Annotated in this window: 16 protein-coding genes; 5 read left to right on the top strand and 11 right to left on the bottom strand. The window is 35.6% G+C overall.

The window, feature by feature from the left end; translation table 11 throughout:
* Window positions 1–2 precede the first annotated feature (2 nt).
* From ACZ47B_RS03560 to ACZ47B_RS03510, 11 genes are read right to left on the bottom strand one after another with little or no spacing between them, the layout of a single operon-like run.
* Window positions 3–1,112, bottom strand: a complete 1,110-nt coding sequence (locus ACZ47B_RS03560) for an NADH-quinone oxidoreductase subunit D (RefSeq protein ID WP_464895310.1) — start codon at window positions 1,110–1,112, stop codon at window positions 3–5.
* Window positions 1,105–1,725, bottom strand: coding sequence for an NADH-quinone oxidoreductase subunit C (locus ACZ47B_RS03555; RefSeq protein ID WP_464895309.1), 621 nt, complete (start codon window positions 1,723–1,725; stop codon window positions 1,105–1,107). The genes ACZ47B_RS03560 and ACZ47B_RS03555 overlap by 8 nt, the downstream gene beginning before the upstream one ends.
* Window positions 1,722–2,345: an NADH-quinone oxidoreductase subunit B gene (locus tag ACZ47B_RS03550; protein ID WP_464895308.1), complete on the bottom strand. Its 624-nt coding sequence runs from the start codon at window positions 2,343–2,345 to the stop codon at window positions 1,722–1,724. The genes ACZ47B_RS03555 and ACZ47B_RS03550 overlap by 4 nt, the downstream gene beginning before the upstream one ends.
* Window positions 2,346–2,358: 13 nt before the next feature.
* Window positions 2,359–3,249 carry a respiratory chain complex I subunit 1 family protein gene (locus ACZ47B_RS03545; protein ID WP_464895307.1) on the bottom strand — a complete coding sequence of 297 codons (891 nt, stop codon included), beginning with the start codon at window positions 3,247–3,249 and terminating at the stop codon, window positions 2,359–2,361.
* The gene (locus tag ACZ47B_RS03540) at window positions 3,249–5,021 is read right to left on the bottom strand and encodes a proton-conducting transporter transmembrane domain-containing protein (protein ID WP_464895306.1); all 1,773 of its coding nucleotides are present in this window, start codon (window positions 5,019–5,021) and stop codon (window positions 3,249–3,251) included. The genes ACZ47B_RS03545 and ACZ47B_RS03540 overlap by 1 nt, the downstream gene beginning before the upstream one ends.
* Window positions 5,018–6,484 (bottom strand): complex I subunit 5 family protein, encoded by a 1,467-nt coding sequence (locus ACZ47B_RS03535; RefSeq protein ID WP_464895305.1) that lies wholly within the window; start codon window positions 6,482–6,484, stop codon window positions 5,018–5,020. Before ACZ47B_RS03535 ends, ACZ47B_RS03540 begins: the two co-directional genes overlap by 4 nt.
* Window position 6,485: 1 nt before the next feature.
* A complete protein-coding gene (locus tag ACZ47B_RS03530) occupies window positions 6,486–6,863 on the bottom strand; it encodes a sodium:proton antiporter (protein ID WP_464895304.1) in 378 nt (125 codons plus the stop codon).
* On the bottom strand, window positions 6,856–7,596 hold the full coding sequence (locus tag ACZ47B_RS03525) for an MnhB domain-containing protein (RefSeq protein WP_464895303.1): 741 nt from the start codon (window positions 7,594–7,596) through the stop codon (window positions 6,856–6,858). Before ACZ47B_RS03525 ends, ACZ47B_RS03530 begins: the two co-directional genes overlap by 8 nt.
* Window positions 7,593–7,841: a Na(+)/H(+) antiporter subunit B gene (locus ACZ47B_RS03520; RefSeq protein WP_464895302.1), complete on the bottom strand. Its 249-nt coding sequence runs from the start codon at window positions 7,839–7,841 to the stop codon at window positions 7,593–7,595. Before ACZ47B_RS03520 ends, ACZ47B_RS03525 begins: the two co-directional genes overlap by 4 nt.
* Entirely contained in the window at window positions 7,838–8,194 is a 357-nt protein-coding gene (gene mnhG / locus ACZ47B_RS03515) for a monovalent cation/H(+) antiporter subunit G (protein ID WP_464895301.1), read from the bottom strand. The genes ACZ47B_RS03520 and mnhG overlap by 4 nt, the downstream gene beginning before the upstream one ends.
* On the bottom strand, window positions 8,194–8,442 hold the full coding sequence (locus ACZ47B_RS03510) for an MrpF/PhaF family protein (protein ID WP_464895300.1): 249 nt from the start codon (window positions 8,440–8,442) through the stop codon (window positions 8,194–8,196). Before ACZ47B_RS03510 ends, mnhG begins: the two co-directional genes overlap by 1 nt.
* Window positions 8,443–8,937: 495 nt before the next feature.
* Between ACZ47B_RS03510 and pta the strand changes: the two genes are divergently transcribed.
* From pta to ACZ47B_RS03485, 5 genes are all read left to right on the top strand, one after another.
* Window positions 8,938–11,040, top strand: a complete 2,103-nt coding sequence (gene pta, locus ACZ47B_RS03505) for a phosphate acetyltransferase (protein ID WP_464895299.1) — start codon at window positions 8,938–8,940, stop codon at window positions 11,038–11,040.
* Window positions 11,041–11,155: 115 nt separating this feature from the next.
* Window positions 11,156–12,058 (top strand): AAA family ATPase, encoded by a 903-nt coding sequence (locus tag ACZ47B_RS03500; protein WP_464895298.1) that lies wholly within the window; start codon window positions 11,156–11,158, stop codon window positions 12,056–12,058.
* A gap of 10 nt (window positions 12,059–12,068) precedes the next feature.
* Complete coding sequence (locus ACZ47B_RS03495; protein ID WP_464895297.1) at window positions 12,069–12,914, top strand: DUF58 domain-containing protein; 846 nt, start codon at window positions 12,069–12,071, stop codon at window positions 12,912–12,914.
* Window positions 12,915–12,917: 3 nt separating this feature from the next.
* Window positions 12,918–14,858, top strand: coding sequence for a transglutaminase TgpA family protein (locus ACZ47B_RS03490; RefSeq protein WP_464895296.1), 1,941 nt, complete (start codon window positions 12,918–12,920; stop codon window positions 14,856–14,858).
* 75 nt (window positions 14,859–14,933) lie between these two features.
* A complete protein-coding gene (locus tag ACZ47B_RS03485; protein ID WP_464895295.1) occupies window positions 14,934–16,121 on the top strand; it encodes an acetate/propionate family kinase in 1,188 nt (395 codons plus the stop codon).
* The last annotated feature ends 5 nt before the right edge of the window (window positions 16,122–16,126 follow it).

The raw sequence follows: 16,126 nt of genomic DNA, 5'->3' as shown, positions 1-16,126 counted from the left end.
TCCTATCTTTCTATTTCAGGCGGGCATATACCCAAAGAGTTCATAGTCATGGCAACATCGGCAAGTTCACTTCCTACAAGAAGGTTCTCTAGAAGAGTGTATGCATGTATCAAAGAAGGACCTCTTACTTGCATCCTTCTTATCTTTTCACTGCCGTCACCGGCCATATAGTATGACATTGCACCTCTTGCACTCTCAGTCTGTACGTATGTATCGTTTTGTGGAAGTTTAAAACGCCTGTGTTTTGGTATCTTTTGCATTATGTCACCGTCTTTTGGCATTTGTTTGATGATTTGTCTCAATATCCTTATGGATTGAAGTATCTCATCTCTTCTTACTAGCGCTCTTGCATAAACATCACCGTCACTGTATGTCGGTATATCAAATTCCAATTTGTCATATACAAGATATGGCATATCGACTCTAACATCTCTTTTGATGCCGCATCCTCTTGCGACTTGGCCCACATATCCGTTTCCTAAGACTTCATCTTTGTTTACTTTGGCCGTCCCTATGGCTCTTGACTTGAAAGTCGTATTGTCAAAGAAAGTATTGTTGTATACGTCTATTCTTTTTTCATAATAATCCAAAAGTTGGCCTAATTTATCCAAAAATCCATCAGGCAAATCCCTTCTTACGCCCCCCGGGAACGCATACATGTGATAAACTCTTCCTCCTGTCAACTCTTCAAAGAGATCAAGCATGTAATCCCTATCACAAACTGACCATTGAGGGATAAGCCCAAGTCCTATAGAGCCGGCTTGACCGCCCATCCATAAAAAAAGATTGGCGATTCTTGCCATTTCCAAAACCATGGTTCTTATATATTTTGCTTTTTCACTTATCTCTATACCTGCCAAATTCTCAACGGCTCTTGCATAGTTTTCTTCATTTGGATCCGGCTCGGGAACGCAGATCCTGCAGACTATGGTAAAACCTTGTATAACGGTTCGTCTTTCTACAAGTTTTTCAAAACCTCTGTGAAGGTAGCCCACATGAGTTCTGGCTTTTTGTATGGTTTCACCTATAAGATCAAGCTCTACACTCATGTTGCCGGTGATTCCGGGATGTTGAGGTCCATGAAATATTTTGATAATTTTTTGCTCATTCATCACTCAACTCCTCGACTTTTATTGCTTCATCTTTTTTTTCCAATGCTTCTTCTTTTGCTTTCGCTTCGGCTTCGGCTTTAAGCTTGGCGGCTTTTTTTGCCTCTCTTCGTTTTTTCATCTCTTCTTTTACATCAAGATTGTCATCTCTTTGACCTTTTCTAAAAGGATCCATTTTGTTTACATACTCCAAAGTATCGAAATCTCTCCTAAGAGGAGGGATGTCATTCCAGTATTCAAGAGCAAAATCGATCAAAGAAGGATGTGAAGGAAAATCAACACCGAACATTTCATGCATCTCTCTCTCTATGATTTCAGCCTGAGGCCATATCCTATACATCGTTACCAATGATGCGCTTTCTCTTTCTATGAAAGTTTGCACCATAAGTATATGGTCTCTTGAGGCGGTTTGCAAACAGTATGTTATGCAAAATTTACCATCTTCTATATCGTCTCTGCAATTTATAGAGTCAAGGGTAATGTAGCCATACTCATTGTATAGCTTCAACAAAACCGTCTCCAAGTCTCTTTCTTCTGTAATTATCTTGTAAAGATAAGGCTCTTTTTGCTCTACTTCAAAAGAGTTTAATCGTTCAATTATATTGTTTTGCATCATCCAAGACCCCCGCCGTTGATGTTATACCAATCGGTTTCATATGAAGGTAATATATGATCTCCTAAAACTCTTTTTTGATTTTCTTTATAAAAGTCATAATTTTCTTCGTATAGTTCCCAACCGCATTTTTGCCCTTCTTTTATACGTTTTTGGAGTTTTACAAAACCTTCTATGACTGATTCGGGTCTTGGCATACAGCCCGTAACATATACATCCACCGGCAGATAATCATCAAGCTTTTTGATGGTATTGTAAGAATCCCAATACATCCCTCCGTTGATAGGGCAACTTCCAAGAGTTATGATGTATTTTGGCTTTTGCATCTGTTCGTAAGTTCTTATGACTCTTCTTAGAGTTTTGTATGCCAAATAACCGGACAGTATGATAAGATCCGCTTGCCTTGGGGTAGCAACACCTACGACACCCATTCTTTCAGCGTCATATCTACTGGTAAAAGTCGGAGGCATTTCTATAGCTCCACATCCTGTACCGTATGCCACTACAAATATACTTCTGCTTTCAAACCAGCTTACAGCTTTTTGCATAATGGCATGAGTATTTGCCAAACCACTCTCTTCGAGTTTACATTTCAAAGAGTTACCATTAAAACCCTCTATCATTTTTTACCCCTTTTTAACTATAGATAACTCTAACAAGCCCTATAAGAGCTATAAGAGTAGGTATGCCCATCAAAAAATCAACAGCTTGTGAAACTTTGTATCTACCATAAACCACTCCTATAAAGATAAGTGTTACAAATATGGCAAATGTTTTTATAACCAAATCCAACAAAGAGTCAGCTCCCCCTAAAAACAGATCAACAACCAAAGTAAGCTTGGCAAATGCAAAAAGAGATCCCTGGCTCATCAAAAGAGCTAAAAATTTACCGCTGAATTCCGTTCTTGGACCTGAGTAAACTTCCTGAGGAGCTCCGGGGATATCAAAAGGAGACTGACCGAAAAAACCTACCATAGATATCATAGCCGCTACAAATAAAAAAGGATGGGAGAGTATATTGTAACCGTGTATTTGTTGGTATTGCATGATAGTGTAGATATCACTGCTGTTTGTTGCCAAAATGATACCTATAATCGCTATATAAAACGGTAGTTCAAGACCCAAAAGTCTTGTCAGTCCCCTTACGACACCCATGACTCCAAAAGGATTTCCTCCTGTTCCTACCGCTAAAGCATTTCCAAGAGGTCCCAAAACCATAAGATAAAGAATTACGAACAAATTTATCTGTGAAGTAAAATCTCTTAAAAAGTCACTGTTTGTAAGTATGGGTATGCTTAGAAGTGTTAAAACCGAACCCGTTGCCATGATGACAGGCCCTAGATAGAACATCCATCCAAAACACATTGTCTCTTTTTTTGAAAAAAGCTTTATACTGTCATAAAAAGACTGTAGTACCGTAGGTCCGTATCTTCCTTGTATTCTAGCGGTTATATTTCTGTATAGACCAAAATATAAAAAACCTACACAGTATGCCAAGAGTATCAAAAGTAAAATCTGCAGTAACATTATCTTACTCCTATAAAATATAAAACAGTGAAAAATAACAAAATGGTAATGGCAGTATTGTGTATGTTGCCACAATACATCCTGCTTAAGAGTTCAGAGCTTTTTTTTACTTGGGTAGCCAATGCTTCATAAAAATTGGCTACACTTCTTTTTAGTATCATATTTACAAAAGTGATCCTGTGAAGTTCTTGACCTATGGAGTAGCCATAGTGCAAAGGTGTTTTTTCATTTGGTACTTCACCACAATAGCTCAGATCAAATCTATCTTGGTTTTTGATAGTTTTTGAACGAAGCAAAGTTACAATAATAAGGATGACTATGAAAATCGAAGCAAAAGCACTCATGATGAAAAAACCATTGAAATCGCCTATAAAAGTATGCATTGTACCTACTCCCTTATAGGGGATAGGAGTAAGTGAAAATTGTTTCAATATAGGATTTATCACTTTTACAAATATTCCCGGAAATGTTCCTGTTGCTATCAAAAGCAGTGCCAAGAATATCTGAGGTATCAGATATGATATGTGAACTTCATGCTGGTTTTTGACTTCACTTGAGCTTGGATGCCCAAGATAAATACCATAAACAAGTTTATAGCAATACAAAAAAGACGCAGCTCCGGAAAAAAGCATAGCCACCAGGACAATTGCAAATTTTGTCTCGATCAAAGATGAATATATCATGAATTTGGAGGCAAATCCGCCAAGAGGAGGCATACCTGCCAATGCGATTATACCTATAAGAAGCATTACAAATGATACCGGTGTTTTATATATCAGACCGCCAAGCTCACTAAAACGGGTTTTTCCTGTTTGAGCTATGATCGCTGCAACATTTATAAACAACAACAGTTTTATAATAGTATGTATAAGAGTATGATACAAGGCTCCTCCTATACCGTAAGCCACTCCAAGTCCGATAGCGCTTATAATATAGCCAAGCTGTGCTATGGAGGAGTAAGCAAGAAGTCTTTTGACCTCATCTTGGGTGATGGCTTTGAATGTTGCGATAATGGATGTTATAACTCCAATCCATGCCAAGATATAACCAAAACCAGTTCCATCCAGGAATGTTCCAAAAATTATCTGTAAGTTTGAATACCCAACTATAACACCATATATTAAAAAAAGTCCATATATGCCCATTTTTGACATTACTGCCGACAAGATAGCGCTAAAAAGGTCAGGAGCTTTTTCATAAGTATCAACAACCCAGTAATGAACCCCTATAACACCGACTTTAACAAAGAAACTGAGAGAAAACAGGATGATTATAGTAACCTGAAGTGCAAAAGGGATCTTGTAAAATACATTTTTTATAGCTTCAAAATCAAATGAATTTGCAAATGAAGCCGATATGACCACAGCAGCAATCAAAAAGAAAGCTGAGGTCAGAGAAAAAAGTATATATTTTTGCAGTGTTTTAGTATTTACATGAGAGGATTTGGCTATAAGGAAATAGCTGCTCCATGTCATTATCTCCCAACCAATGAAAAATGTTATGAAGTCTCCCGCAAAAACGATACAAAACATTGCCAAAGATAGCAATAATTCCAATAAATAGTAGCTAAAAGACAATTTTTTTCTATTTTGTGCGATAATGACCAGCAAAAATGATACAAGTGACAAATAAGCGAAAAAAGTACCCAGAACACTCTGGTGCAATGAAAGAGTAAAATTATTTGAAACTTGTATGCTGGCATGGAAATTTCCATCAAGACTATATAAAAATAGTATCGGTATGAGATTGATCAAAAAAAATAAAAAATTCATTTTAAAACTCCCAATGCAAACTGAATATAATGTTCAGGATTTAAAAGAGCACTTCCGGCAATATTTGTAAAATGTGTCAAAAGAGCAGGGTAGATACCAAACAACAAGATCAAAAATGCTAACAAAGAAAGAATGATCTTGTTGAGTATTCCTATTTTTATAACCATTTTTTGAGTATTTGTTTTTGTCATCATTGAAATAAGTCTGAAAAAATAAACAGCTTCTATGATGGAAACCGCCAGCATGAATGCTATGGCAAAATAGTTATGAACTTTCGCAAAACCTTCAAGGATCAATATCTTACCTACAAAACCGCTAAATGGCGGAATACCTAAAATTGATAAAAAGGATATACCGAAAATGATAGCTAAAAATTTTGATTGAAATCGTTCAAATATATCGGTTTTGTAATCTTTTAAATTGTAAATGATTATACCTAAAGCTAAAAATATTGTTATTTTTCCCAAAGAGTGACTTACTAGATAAAACAAACCTCCCTGGATAACTCCAAGGCTCCCGGAGGAGAGTGCGAAAAAGAGAAGTCCTAACTGTCCTATGGTCGAATATGCAAAAAGTCTCATGATGTTTTTTTGATTGAGTGCTGTAAGTTCAGCGACCAAGAAAGTCACTGCCGCTACACTCATGAGAAATATCGTATAGCTTTTTTGTAAATTGAACAGATAAAATAGATGAAAAAAGACAAACATATATGCTTTGGAGACTACCGAACTAAAAAGACCTGCTACCATAGTCGTGGAGCCTTGATATACATCAGGAACCCAGAAATTCATAGGAAACAATTCTGCTTTTGTTCCAAAACCTATAAAAAGCATAAGTATGACGAAAAATGCGACATTTGGATTCATTTGGTCAAATCTTTGTGCAATCAGACCAAGATTTACCGTTCCGATTTGAAGATATATGATCATTATGGCAAATACGATCAATAAAGAAGCTATGGAACCTACAATAAGGTATTTGATACCGCCCTCTAGGGCAAGCTTGTCTTTTTTGTATGCCGTTAGCACATATGAGCAAATCCCGACAATTTCAAAAAATATATAAACATTGAAAATATCACAGCTCAATATGAGTCCTAGAGTACCGGCTATAAGCATATTGAAAAATATATAAAATCTGCTTTCATTTTTACTGTCATTGACACTGAAGTACCAAGGCAGGTACAAAGACACTATAAATCCCAAAAAAGTAAAAAGCAGTAAAAACACTAAAGAGAAATTATCCAAAACAAATGCGATTCCAAGAGGTGGTGCTATGGAAAATTCAGATATTTGAGGGAGTTTCATCGTTGTATATATGCAGCTTTGTACAAAAAGAATAAAATACAATAGGATTGAACTGCCTCTAAGGTAAAATGTGCCCAGTTTCTTAAAATAAGGTGTTAAAAATGAAAATATTACGGGTAGTAAAAAGTAGTACCCCAGGCTAATATAAGATTCCATTTCAATCCCTCGCTTCATTCATTAGAGATATATCGTTTTTACCGGTTAGCTTGAAGTATTCTATACCAAAAGAGATACCAAGAGCCAAAACGGCAAGACCGATAACAATAGTTGTCAATATCATAGCTTGTGGCACCGGGTCGACCATGCCTGTAAAATCTTTTTTTACACTATCAACTATAGGAGCGACCAAGCCGACTTTATAGTGTAATCCTATAAAGAATGTAAAAAGGGCGGATTCCATTATGGAAAATGATATAAGAACCCTTAAAAGATGTTTTCTGGTAAAAACTCCAAAAAGTCCTATGCAAAACAGTATAAGACTTCCGAAGATAACTATGAAATGTATGGCTTCCACAGAATTTAAATAATCAAGCATATTTCACCTCTTCTTCAGCTTCCTCTTCAGCTTCCTCTTTGATAAAGTACTCTACTATAACGCTCATTTCACTGCCGACCTTTATGCCTACTATAATGTATATAACAGGAATGATACCACCACTTATCAAATTGCCCATCTGTGTAATGTTGTGGGGCAAAAAGTTACTGAGCAACGTTCCTGTTTTAAAAAGACCGATAATGACTATAAGAACATAGGCGACTCCGCTTAATGATTCACCCAATGTTAAAATAGAATGGTTAAGGCTTATGTTTGGATTTGCAAGAAATAACAGTAAAAAAGCTGTTGCTATAACGACACCTCCTTGAAAACCTCCACCTGGGCTCAAATGACCGTGAATGATGATATAAACACCAAAAAGCACTATGACGCTAAAAAGTAGCTTGCTGCCGGTTTCCAGGATAAAACTTCTTTGATGGATTAACTTTTCGCCCAATCTTTGAGAAGAGGAGAGAATCATGGCAACACCTGTAGTGGCCAAAAACAGTACTGTAACTTCACCTACTGTGTCGATACCTCTGAAGAATGTCACTACAGATGTCACGGCATTTGCCGTAGCGGTACTTAAGTTGAGTGACAAAAAAATATCTCCTACGGTTTTAAAACTATCTTCTTTCACACTAAGTAGAAGATTGAGTACCGAGAGCATAAAAACAGAGGTCAGGATAGAAAAGAGTATGCTTTTTAGCGCTATATCTTTTTTCAAATTCATTTTTTTGCCTCCTCTTTGGATGTGTGTCTAATACCCAGTAAAAATACTGCTGTACTAAGGCCACTTCCTATAACTGCTTCAGTCAATGCAACATCCGGGGCTTGAAAAATGAAAAAAAGTACTACACTTCCCAAACCTACACCCATAAACAGTATAACGCTTTGAGTTATATCTTTGGAATTTATAGAATACAAAGCAACCACTATCATCGCCAAAAAAGTAAATAAAACGATAAGACCCATCATTGTTCTGTCTCCTCCTCGGATTTGTCATCTTTTTCCAAAAGAGTTTTGAAAGCATCTGCACCACTGCTGTTATATATGTATTTGGCAAATCTTTTGTAAGTTGTCATAGCTAAGATTGAAGATGATATGGGATTGGTTATCAAAATGAATATACCCAGTACGGCTAGCTTAAAAGACCAGGAGGGTTCAAAAAATGCTATACCTATAAGCACCAATACAGAACCAAGTGTAGATGCTTTTGTCGCTGTTTGCATTCTTGTTAAGGTGTCCGGCATTCTAAGAAGCCCGGTTCCACTCAACAAAAAAAGTATAACGCCTAAAAATATAAAAATATAACCTATCATATCGAGCATTACAACTCCTTGTCCAGAAATTTGGCAAATACTACAGTACCTGTAAATCCAATCAATCCAAAAATGAATGCAACATCAAGGTACAGACTTTTTCTAAAATAAAATGATAAAACAACAAGTAGAGATGTAGCGATGATACTCATAGAATCAAAAGCAACAACTCTGTCTGCAAGTGTAGGGCCGATCACAAAACGAATGAGAGTTAAAAATAGCGATAAAGCTATAAGTAGAATTAGAAAACTAAGCATATTTACTCCAATTTGGCAAAATATCTTTTCTAATATGAAAGATTACTCCTATTTAACTGTTTTATAATTAAACTATTTATATTAATTATAAATTTAAGACAAAATAAAAAAATAAGTATTAGAAATTTTATATTTCTTATATTAAAATATTACAAAAAAGTTTTATGTATTTTATTTTTATTTATATATACATAATAATATAGGGTTTTAAATGAAATATATTCATATACAACTTAAAAATATGTTCCGATAGTTTAAATTTAAATATTATTTTTAATAAAATTCAAAAAATTAAATAATATAAAATATACTTATGATAAACATTATTTATATAAAATATTACACTTATATATTTAAATAATATATCTAAAATATATGATATGCTTATACATAATAATTATGTATATTTATGCTAAAAAAAAGCTTTTTTTAAGCTTTTTATGAAAAAATTGTTGTATAATTTGGGTTTATATACTACTACAATAGGAGATCGATATGAAGATAAAAAGTCTTTTCGTAGCATCGTTAGAGGAAAATGCCGGAGGACTGGTTGTCTCTATGGGATTGATGGGCATCTTGAAAAGAAAGATTCAAAAAGTAGCTTTTTTCAGACCTATAATCATAGAAGAGTCTCCAAAACTTGATGACGATATAAAGTTTATGATGGAACATTTTCATTTGAAAATCGATTATGAAAACACTTATGCTTTTACAATGCATGAAGCCGAATCTCTTATAGCCAATAATCAAACAAATGAACTGTATGAAAAAGTTATCGAAAAGTTTGAAGCTTTGGAAAAACAGTATGATTTTATCCTTTGTGAAGGTATAAGCAAGTCGCTTTTTACCGCTACGGTTGATTTTGATATCAATCTTGAGATCGCTAAAAATATCGGAAGTCCTATTGTCGGAGTTTTAAGTGGAAAAGATAAAACTTCAAAAGAGATATGGGAAGAAGCAAAGATAGAGGAAGAAACTATAAAAGATGAGGGCTGTACACATTTTGCTACATTTATAAATAGACTTGATAAAGAATCATTGATAGACTTGACCAACAAAGTAAGGTTTTTGGAAAAAGATGATGTTCCTGTATATCTTTTGCCTGAAGTCAGAGAACTTTCATATCCTACCATAGGTGAAGTAGGGGATAATTTAAATTCCAAATATATAATAGGAAAAGAAAAGGATTTGAAAAGGCTGGTAAAGCAAAGCAAGATCGCCGCTATGAACCTGGATCATTTTTTAATTCGCCTTGAAGACGGTGACCTTGTTATCACTCCCGGTGACAGACTCGATATGATACTTGGATCAATCGCAGCAAACTATTCAAAAGATTTTCCTTCCATTTCAGGTATCGTACTTACCGGAGGTTATGTGCCTGATGAAGTCTTTATGAGACTTATCGGAGGTGTAGGAGAGTTTACTATACCTATACTGACCTCAGGGGATGATACTTTTCAAACCGCTATGAAAGTGAGTGAGACAAGAGCGAAGATAATGCCAAACAGCTTGAACAAGATCGCTATCATAGAAGGACTGTTCAATACATATATAAACCTTAAAAACATAGAAGAGAAGATAGATACCGCTGCATCAAGCGACATCATGACCCCTGCTATGTTCGAGTACAGGATGTTTGAAAAAGCAAGAGCCAATCCAAAAACCATAGTTTTGCCCGAGAGCGAGGATGAGAGGATACTAAGAGCTACGGATATACTCCAAAGAAGAAGAGCGGTCGATGTGATACTTTTGGGCAATAAAGAGGAGATAAGTTCAAGATGTTCATCTTTGGGTATAAAACTGCATGACAGTATAAAGATAGTAGATCCAAAGACCAGCAAACTCAAATCAAAATATGCCAAGAAATTTTATGAGCTTAGAAAACATAAAGGTATGACGGAAGAGGGTGCACTCGATATAATGAACAACAAAAATTACTTCGCTACAATGATGATATATATGGGTGATGCCGACGGTATGGTAAGTGGAGCCAACAATACCACAGCAGATACGATCAGACCTGCCTTACAGATTGTAAAAACAAAACCTGGCATCTCCATAGTTTCAAGTGTATTTTTCATGTGTTTGGACACTAAGGTACTGGTTTACGGTGATTGTGCGGTCAATCGTGATCCAAACGCCGAACAGTTGGCCCAGATAGCTATATCTTCAGCAGATACAGCCAAACTTTTCGGTATCGAGCCTATAGTTGCAATGCTTTCATACTCAACAGGAAGTTCAGGTAGCGGCGAGGATGTGGAAAAGGTAGCAAAAGCGACACAACTTGTTAAAGAGTTAAGACCTGATCTTTTAGTGGAGGGTCCTATACAGTACGATGCCGCCATAGATGAAAAAGTAGCGAAGAAAAAATTACCCAACTCCAAAGTCGCAGGCAGAGCTACCGTTTTTATCTTCCCGGATCTAAATACCGGTAACAATACATACAAAGCGGTGCAAAGAAGTTCGAATGCAGTAGCCGTAGGTCCTGTTTTGCAGGGTCTTAAAAAGCCGGTTAACGACTTAAGCAGAGGCTGTTTGGTGGAGGATATAGTAAATACAGTTGCTATAACAGCCATACAGGCGGGTGAAGAAGAATAAAACTCATTGCTGTTTCTTAATACCTTATCTTATGTTACAATAGAAATACAAGGTTAAGAAAAAACTTTGTATAGTATATAGAGGGTATTTTTAAAACGTTATAGGTGAAGCAGTAATGAAAAAAACAGTTGATGAAGTTTTAAAAGAGACTGGAAAAGTCATATTTGGCAAAGAGTTGCAGATCAAGCTCGCGTTGGCGACTTTTATGGCAAAAGGGCATATACTCATAGAAGATATCCCCGGAGTCGGTAAAACCACTTTGGCTAAAACACTGGCAAAAGTCCTAGATCTCGAATACAGCAGGATACAATTCACCAGTGATCTTCTTCCTTCCGATATACTTGGGGTAAATGTTTTCGACCAAAAAACATTATCTTTTTCTTTTAAAAAGGGATCTATATTTTCACAGTTCATCTTGGCTGACGAGATAAACCGCTCAACCCCTAAAACCCAAAGTGCTTTACTAGAAGCCATGGAAGAGCATCAAGTTTCCATCGACGGAGTTACTAGAAGTCTCCCGGAGCCTTTTTTTGTTATAGCGACACAAAATCCTCTTGAAGAGATAGGGGTTTTTGATCTTCCTTCTTCTCAAAAAGATAGATTTTTCATATCCATGAATATAGGATATCCCGATAAGAACGCTGAAGAAGCGATCATAAGAGGTGAAAACAAAAAGGATATCCATAGTATAAAATCTTTGGAGTTGGAAGATATCCTTTCTTTGCAGGAACAAGTCGATGATGTCCTGCTCTCAGATGCAGTGGTATCATACGTACAAGATATAGTTTCTTTTACCAGAAGCAAAATATTTCATGTGGGAATATCCACAAGAGGAGTCATAGTTCTTGCAAAAATGTCAAAAGCATGGGCACTTATAGAAGGCAGGGATTATGTTTTACCTGAGGATGTGCAAACCGTACTGCCGTATGTTGTAGCCCATAGATTGAAAAAAGTAGATGAAAATCTGACTCCAGACGATCTGGCAAAAGAGATAATCCATAGCATAAGTATAGATTAGGCTTGAAAGTGTGAGAGTTGAAAAGTTAAAAGTCAGCATACCTTTCAAAGAAAATTTTATATTTTTTATCTTTGTTGCCGTCTTTTTGCTTCAAGCATATATGCACAATAATAACATAGTCTATATATTTGTATTTTTCATATTGGGTATCATTACGAACAATTACTTTTTGCTTAAAAAAAACCTAAAAAATTTGGAATTTTTTTATATAAGCAGTGATAACAGATACGCCAAGGAGAGTGCCAACATCCATATAAGAGTACAAAACAGGGAGAATTTTGATAAATATGATATAAAGATCAACAATGAGATAGTTATATCTCTTCCCGCAAACAGTAGTAAAGAGATAATTTTGAAAAAAATATACAACAAAAGAGGCAAAGCCAAGATACCCATACTGCACATAACCTCCGCTTTTCCTTTGTATATATTTGATCAATATTACTGTGATCTGGACCTTGACAAAGAGATCATCATATTTCCGGAAAAAAGAGGTATTGGGCTTGAGAGTTTTTTTGATTCGAGTATGGGGATTTTTGGTGAAAGAGAGGATTTTAAAGGTGTAAGAACATACTCTCAAAATGATTCGTTTTCTAGAATACACTGGAAAAGTTTGGCAAAAGGATCGTTGATGAGCAAGGAGTATTATCGCTCACATAAGAAAAAAAGCTACATTTTTGACTACAATGCGATAAATGGGGATATGGAAAAAAGACTTTCCCAGTTAACGCTTTGGGCAGTTGAAGCCAAAAAGAAAGGTTATGATTTTGAAATAAAACTACCCGGCGGTTTGGTATTTGACTCGAAAAAATACTCTTTAAATCAGATTTTAACCGCATTGGCACTTTATGGATAAAATATGCTGGTAAATATACTTGAAGAAAAGAAAGTCATCTATATACTTTTGGCATTGACTTTGATACCCCATATGTTTCATCTACCTTTCTTGCTAAATCTGTATATCTTCTTGTTTGTGGTGTATCTGTACCGTTTTACATACTTGAGTAGAACCGTCGTTTTAACTTTTTTTATAACCACAGGTATCGTTTTCGGACTTTTTGAATACATAAGATATATAAATGTATCAAGTCTCGTTAGAGCGAAAATTTTTATAGATATTGTTACATCTTTGCTTATATTTGTTATATCCTTGCAGCTTATAAGTAACTACAAAAGTACGCTCATAAAAATAAGTCCGGTTTTATTGTTGATAACTTCGCTGTTTTATTATAACAATATATACTATCTCATCTATACCGTACTGGTCTTGTTTGCGGCGATTAATGTCATCATGGTGGCAAATACATCACTAAGTATAAAGCAATCCGTAAGATATACATTTTTTATCTTTGTGACTTCCATACCGTTTGTTGTGGTGTTGTTTTTGGTATTTCCCAGAATTTCATTTCAAAAGCAGGATTTTGGTTTCAAAGGGCAGACCGTAAAAGTAAGCGGTTTTGGTGATACCGTAGATCTTGGAGAGGGAGAAGAGCTTTTAAACTCCGATACTCTGGTTATGGAAGTCAACTTTATAGACAAATTGCCAAAAGAGGATATGCTTTATTTCAGGGGTGCCGTACTGTATAATTATGACGGAAACAGGCATTGGTCTATTTTAAGAAAAACAGTTCCCGCTCCTAGGCTATTGGTTGATAAAAACTCTTTTGTCACTTATGACGTTACTCTTTATCCAACACAAGAAAAAGTGTTATTCAGTATGGATATGCCTGTAAGTATACCAAAAAACTCATATCCGGACGATGCCTATATAGATGAGGATTTCATTTTAAAAACATATAAGCCGATAAACGGGATAAAGCATTATGTCATGACCTCCGCGACCAGATATAAGATCTTGACACTCGATAAGATAACAAGAAGTTACTCTCTTGTATCAAGTGCATATCTAAACCCCAAAACAAGGTCTTTGGCAAAAAGTATACTATCCAAATCAAAAAATGATGAAGAGATACTACAGTATATCATAGAATTTTTCAAAAAATCGAATTTTACCTATATTCTAAAACCTAAAAAATTAACTTCAAAAGATAAAGTGGATGAGATACTTTTTAAAGAAAAAGAGGGCTACTGCGTTCATTTTGCAACAGCTTTTGCCATACTTGCCAGAGACGCCGGGCTTCCGACAAGATTGGTCAGCGGATACAAGGCCGATTACAAAGAGAGAGTCAATAACTATATACTGATAAGAGAAAAAAATGCCCATACATGGAATGAAGTTTACTTGAAAAAGAGAGGGTGGGTCAGGGTCGATCCCACAGTTTATGCATTTGTCAAGAATACCGCAAATGAAGCCGAGCATATAAGAGCGACTTCAAGTACACGAACAAAGCAAAATCTCACCATAGGTAAAAAAATATATCTATATATGATGTATGTAAAATACACTATAGATAACTGGATTTTAAATTACGATTATTTTAAACAGTTGAGGGTTATAAATGCCATTGAAAGAAACAGGTCGGTACTATTTTATTTCCTTATTGTTTTTGTGGGATTGGCTATGATGAGTTATCTTTCGTACAGGTATTTTTTCTCTGCCAAAGAAGAGGATAGGGTGCTAAAGGAGTATAGAAAGCTTTTAAGAAAGCTGGAAAAAAAAGGTTATAAAAAAGAGCATCATGAGGGAGCGTTGACTTTTTTAAAAAGTGCAGGCGATATGCCTGGATCAGCCAAATTGAAAGATATCACGGATATTTATATCAAGCTAAGATATCAAGAAAAATTTTCCCAAGAGGAGTATAGGATCTTTAAAAAAATGATAAGAAAATTTAAACCCTAAAGATTATTCAATTGGCTTGACTTTTAAAGTTTATTTGATTATAGTTATCTTTTTTGTAATTAAGGAGTATGTAGTATGAAGATTTTAGTACTTAACAGCGGCAGTTCTTCCATAAAATTCCAGATATTTGATATGGGCAAGAGCATATCTGTTTGCCAGGGTATCATAGAACAAATCGGTGAAGAATCCGGTCATATAAAATTCGCTTATTCAGATGACGGGGTGATTTCTAAAAATACAAAGATAGAAAATCATTCTAAGGGCATCAAACTTTTAGAAGAACTCTTGATAAAAAACAAAGTACTAAATAGTTTCGACGAACTTGGAGCGGTCGGTCATAGAGTGGTGCATGGAGGAGAGTATTTTAGCCAACCTACCGTTATAAACGAGGATGTGATAGAGAAAATAGAAAAAGTATCTCCCCTGGCACCGCTTCATAACCCTGTAAACCTCATAGGTATAAAGGCAATCATAAAAGTAAACCCGACTCTGAAACAAGTAGCCGTTTTCGATACCGCCTTTCATCAAAGTATTCCGGACTTTGCATACCATTATGCTTTGCCTTACAAGTACTATACGGACAATCAAGTAAGAAGATACGGTTTTCACGGTACTTCTCACCACTATGTCGCAAAAGAGGCTGCAAAACTCTTGAACAAAGACATGGATGAATGCAACCTCATAACTTTGCATCTTGGAAACGGTGCAAGTATGGCAGCTATAAAAAATGGAAAAAGTATAGATACATCCATGGGACTGACTCCACTTGAGGGTTTGGTTATGGGTACAAGATGTGGTGATATCGATCCTGCCATCATATTTTATCTTGCGAAAAATTTAAATCTTGGCATAGAAGAACTCGATAATATCTTGAACAAAAAAAGTGGTTTAAAAGGGTTGTGCGGGACAAATGATATGAGAGAAGTTGAAGAAAAAGCCAAAAATGGCGATGATAAAGCAAAACTTGCTTTCGAGATATTTTGTTATCGTATAAAAAAATATATAGGTGCTTACTGTGTAGCCATAGGAAAAGTGGATGCTTTGGTTTTTACAGGAGGTATCGGGGAGCACTCGTCAAAAGTAAGGCAAAAAGTATGTGAAGGACTTGATGAGAGTCTTGGCATCAGACTTGATGATGAAGCCAATGATACTCACAAAACTCTCATAAGTGATGATAAATCAAAGATAAAACTCTTTGTAGTCGCAACTAACGAGGAACTTGAGATAGCAAAGCAGACATATGAGCTACTAAAGGGCATCTAAAGTAA

Source organism: Thiofractor thiocamini (assembly GCF_055384375.1).
Note: the sequence above shows the minus strand (reverse complement) of the source record. Positions and strands in the feature narration are given on the sequence as shown.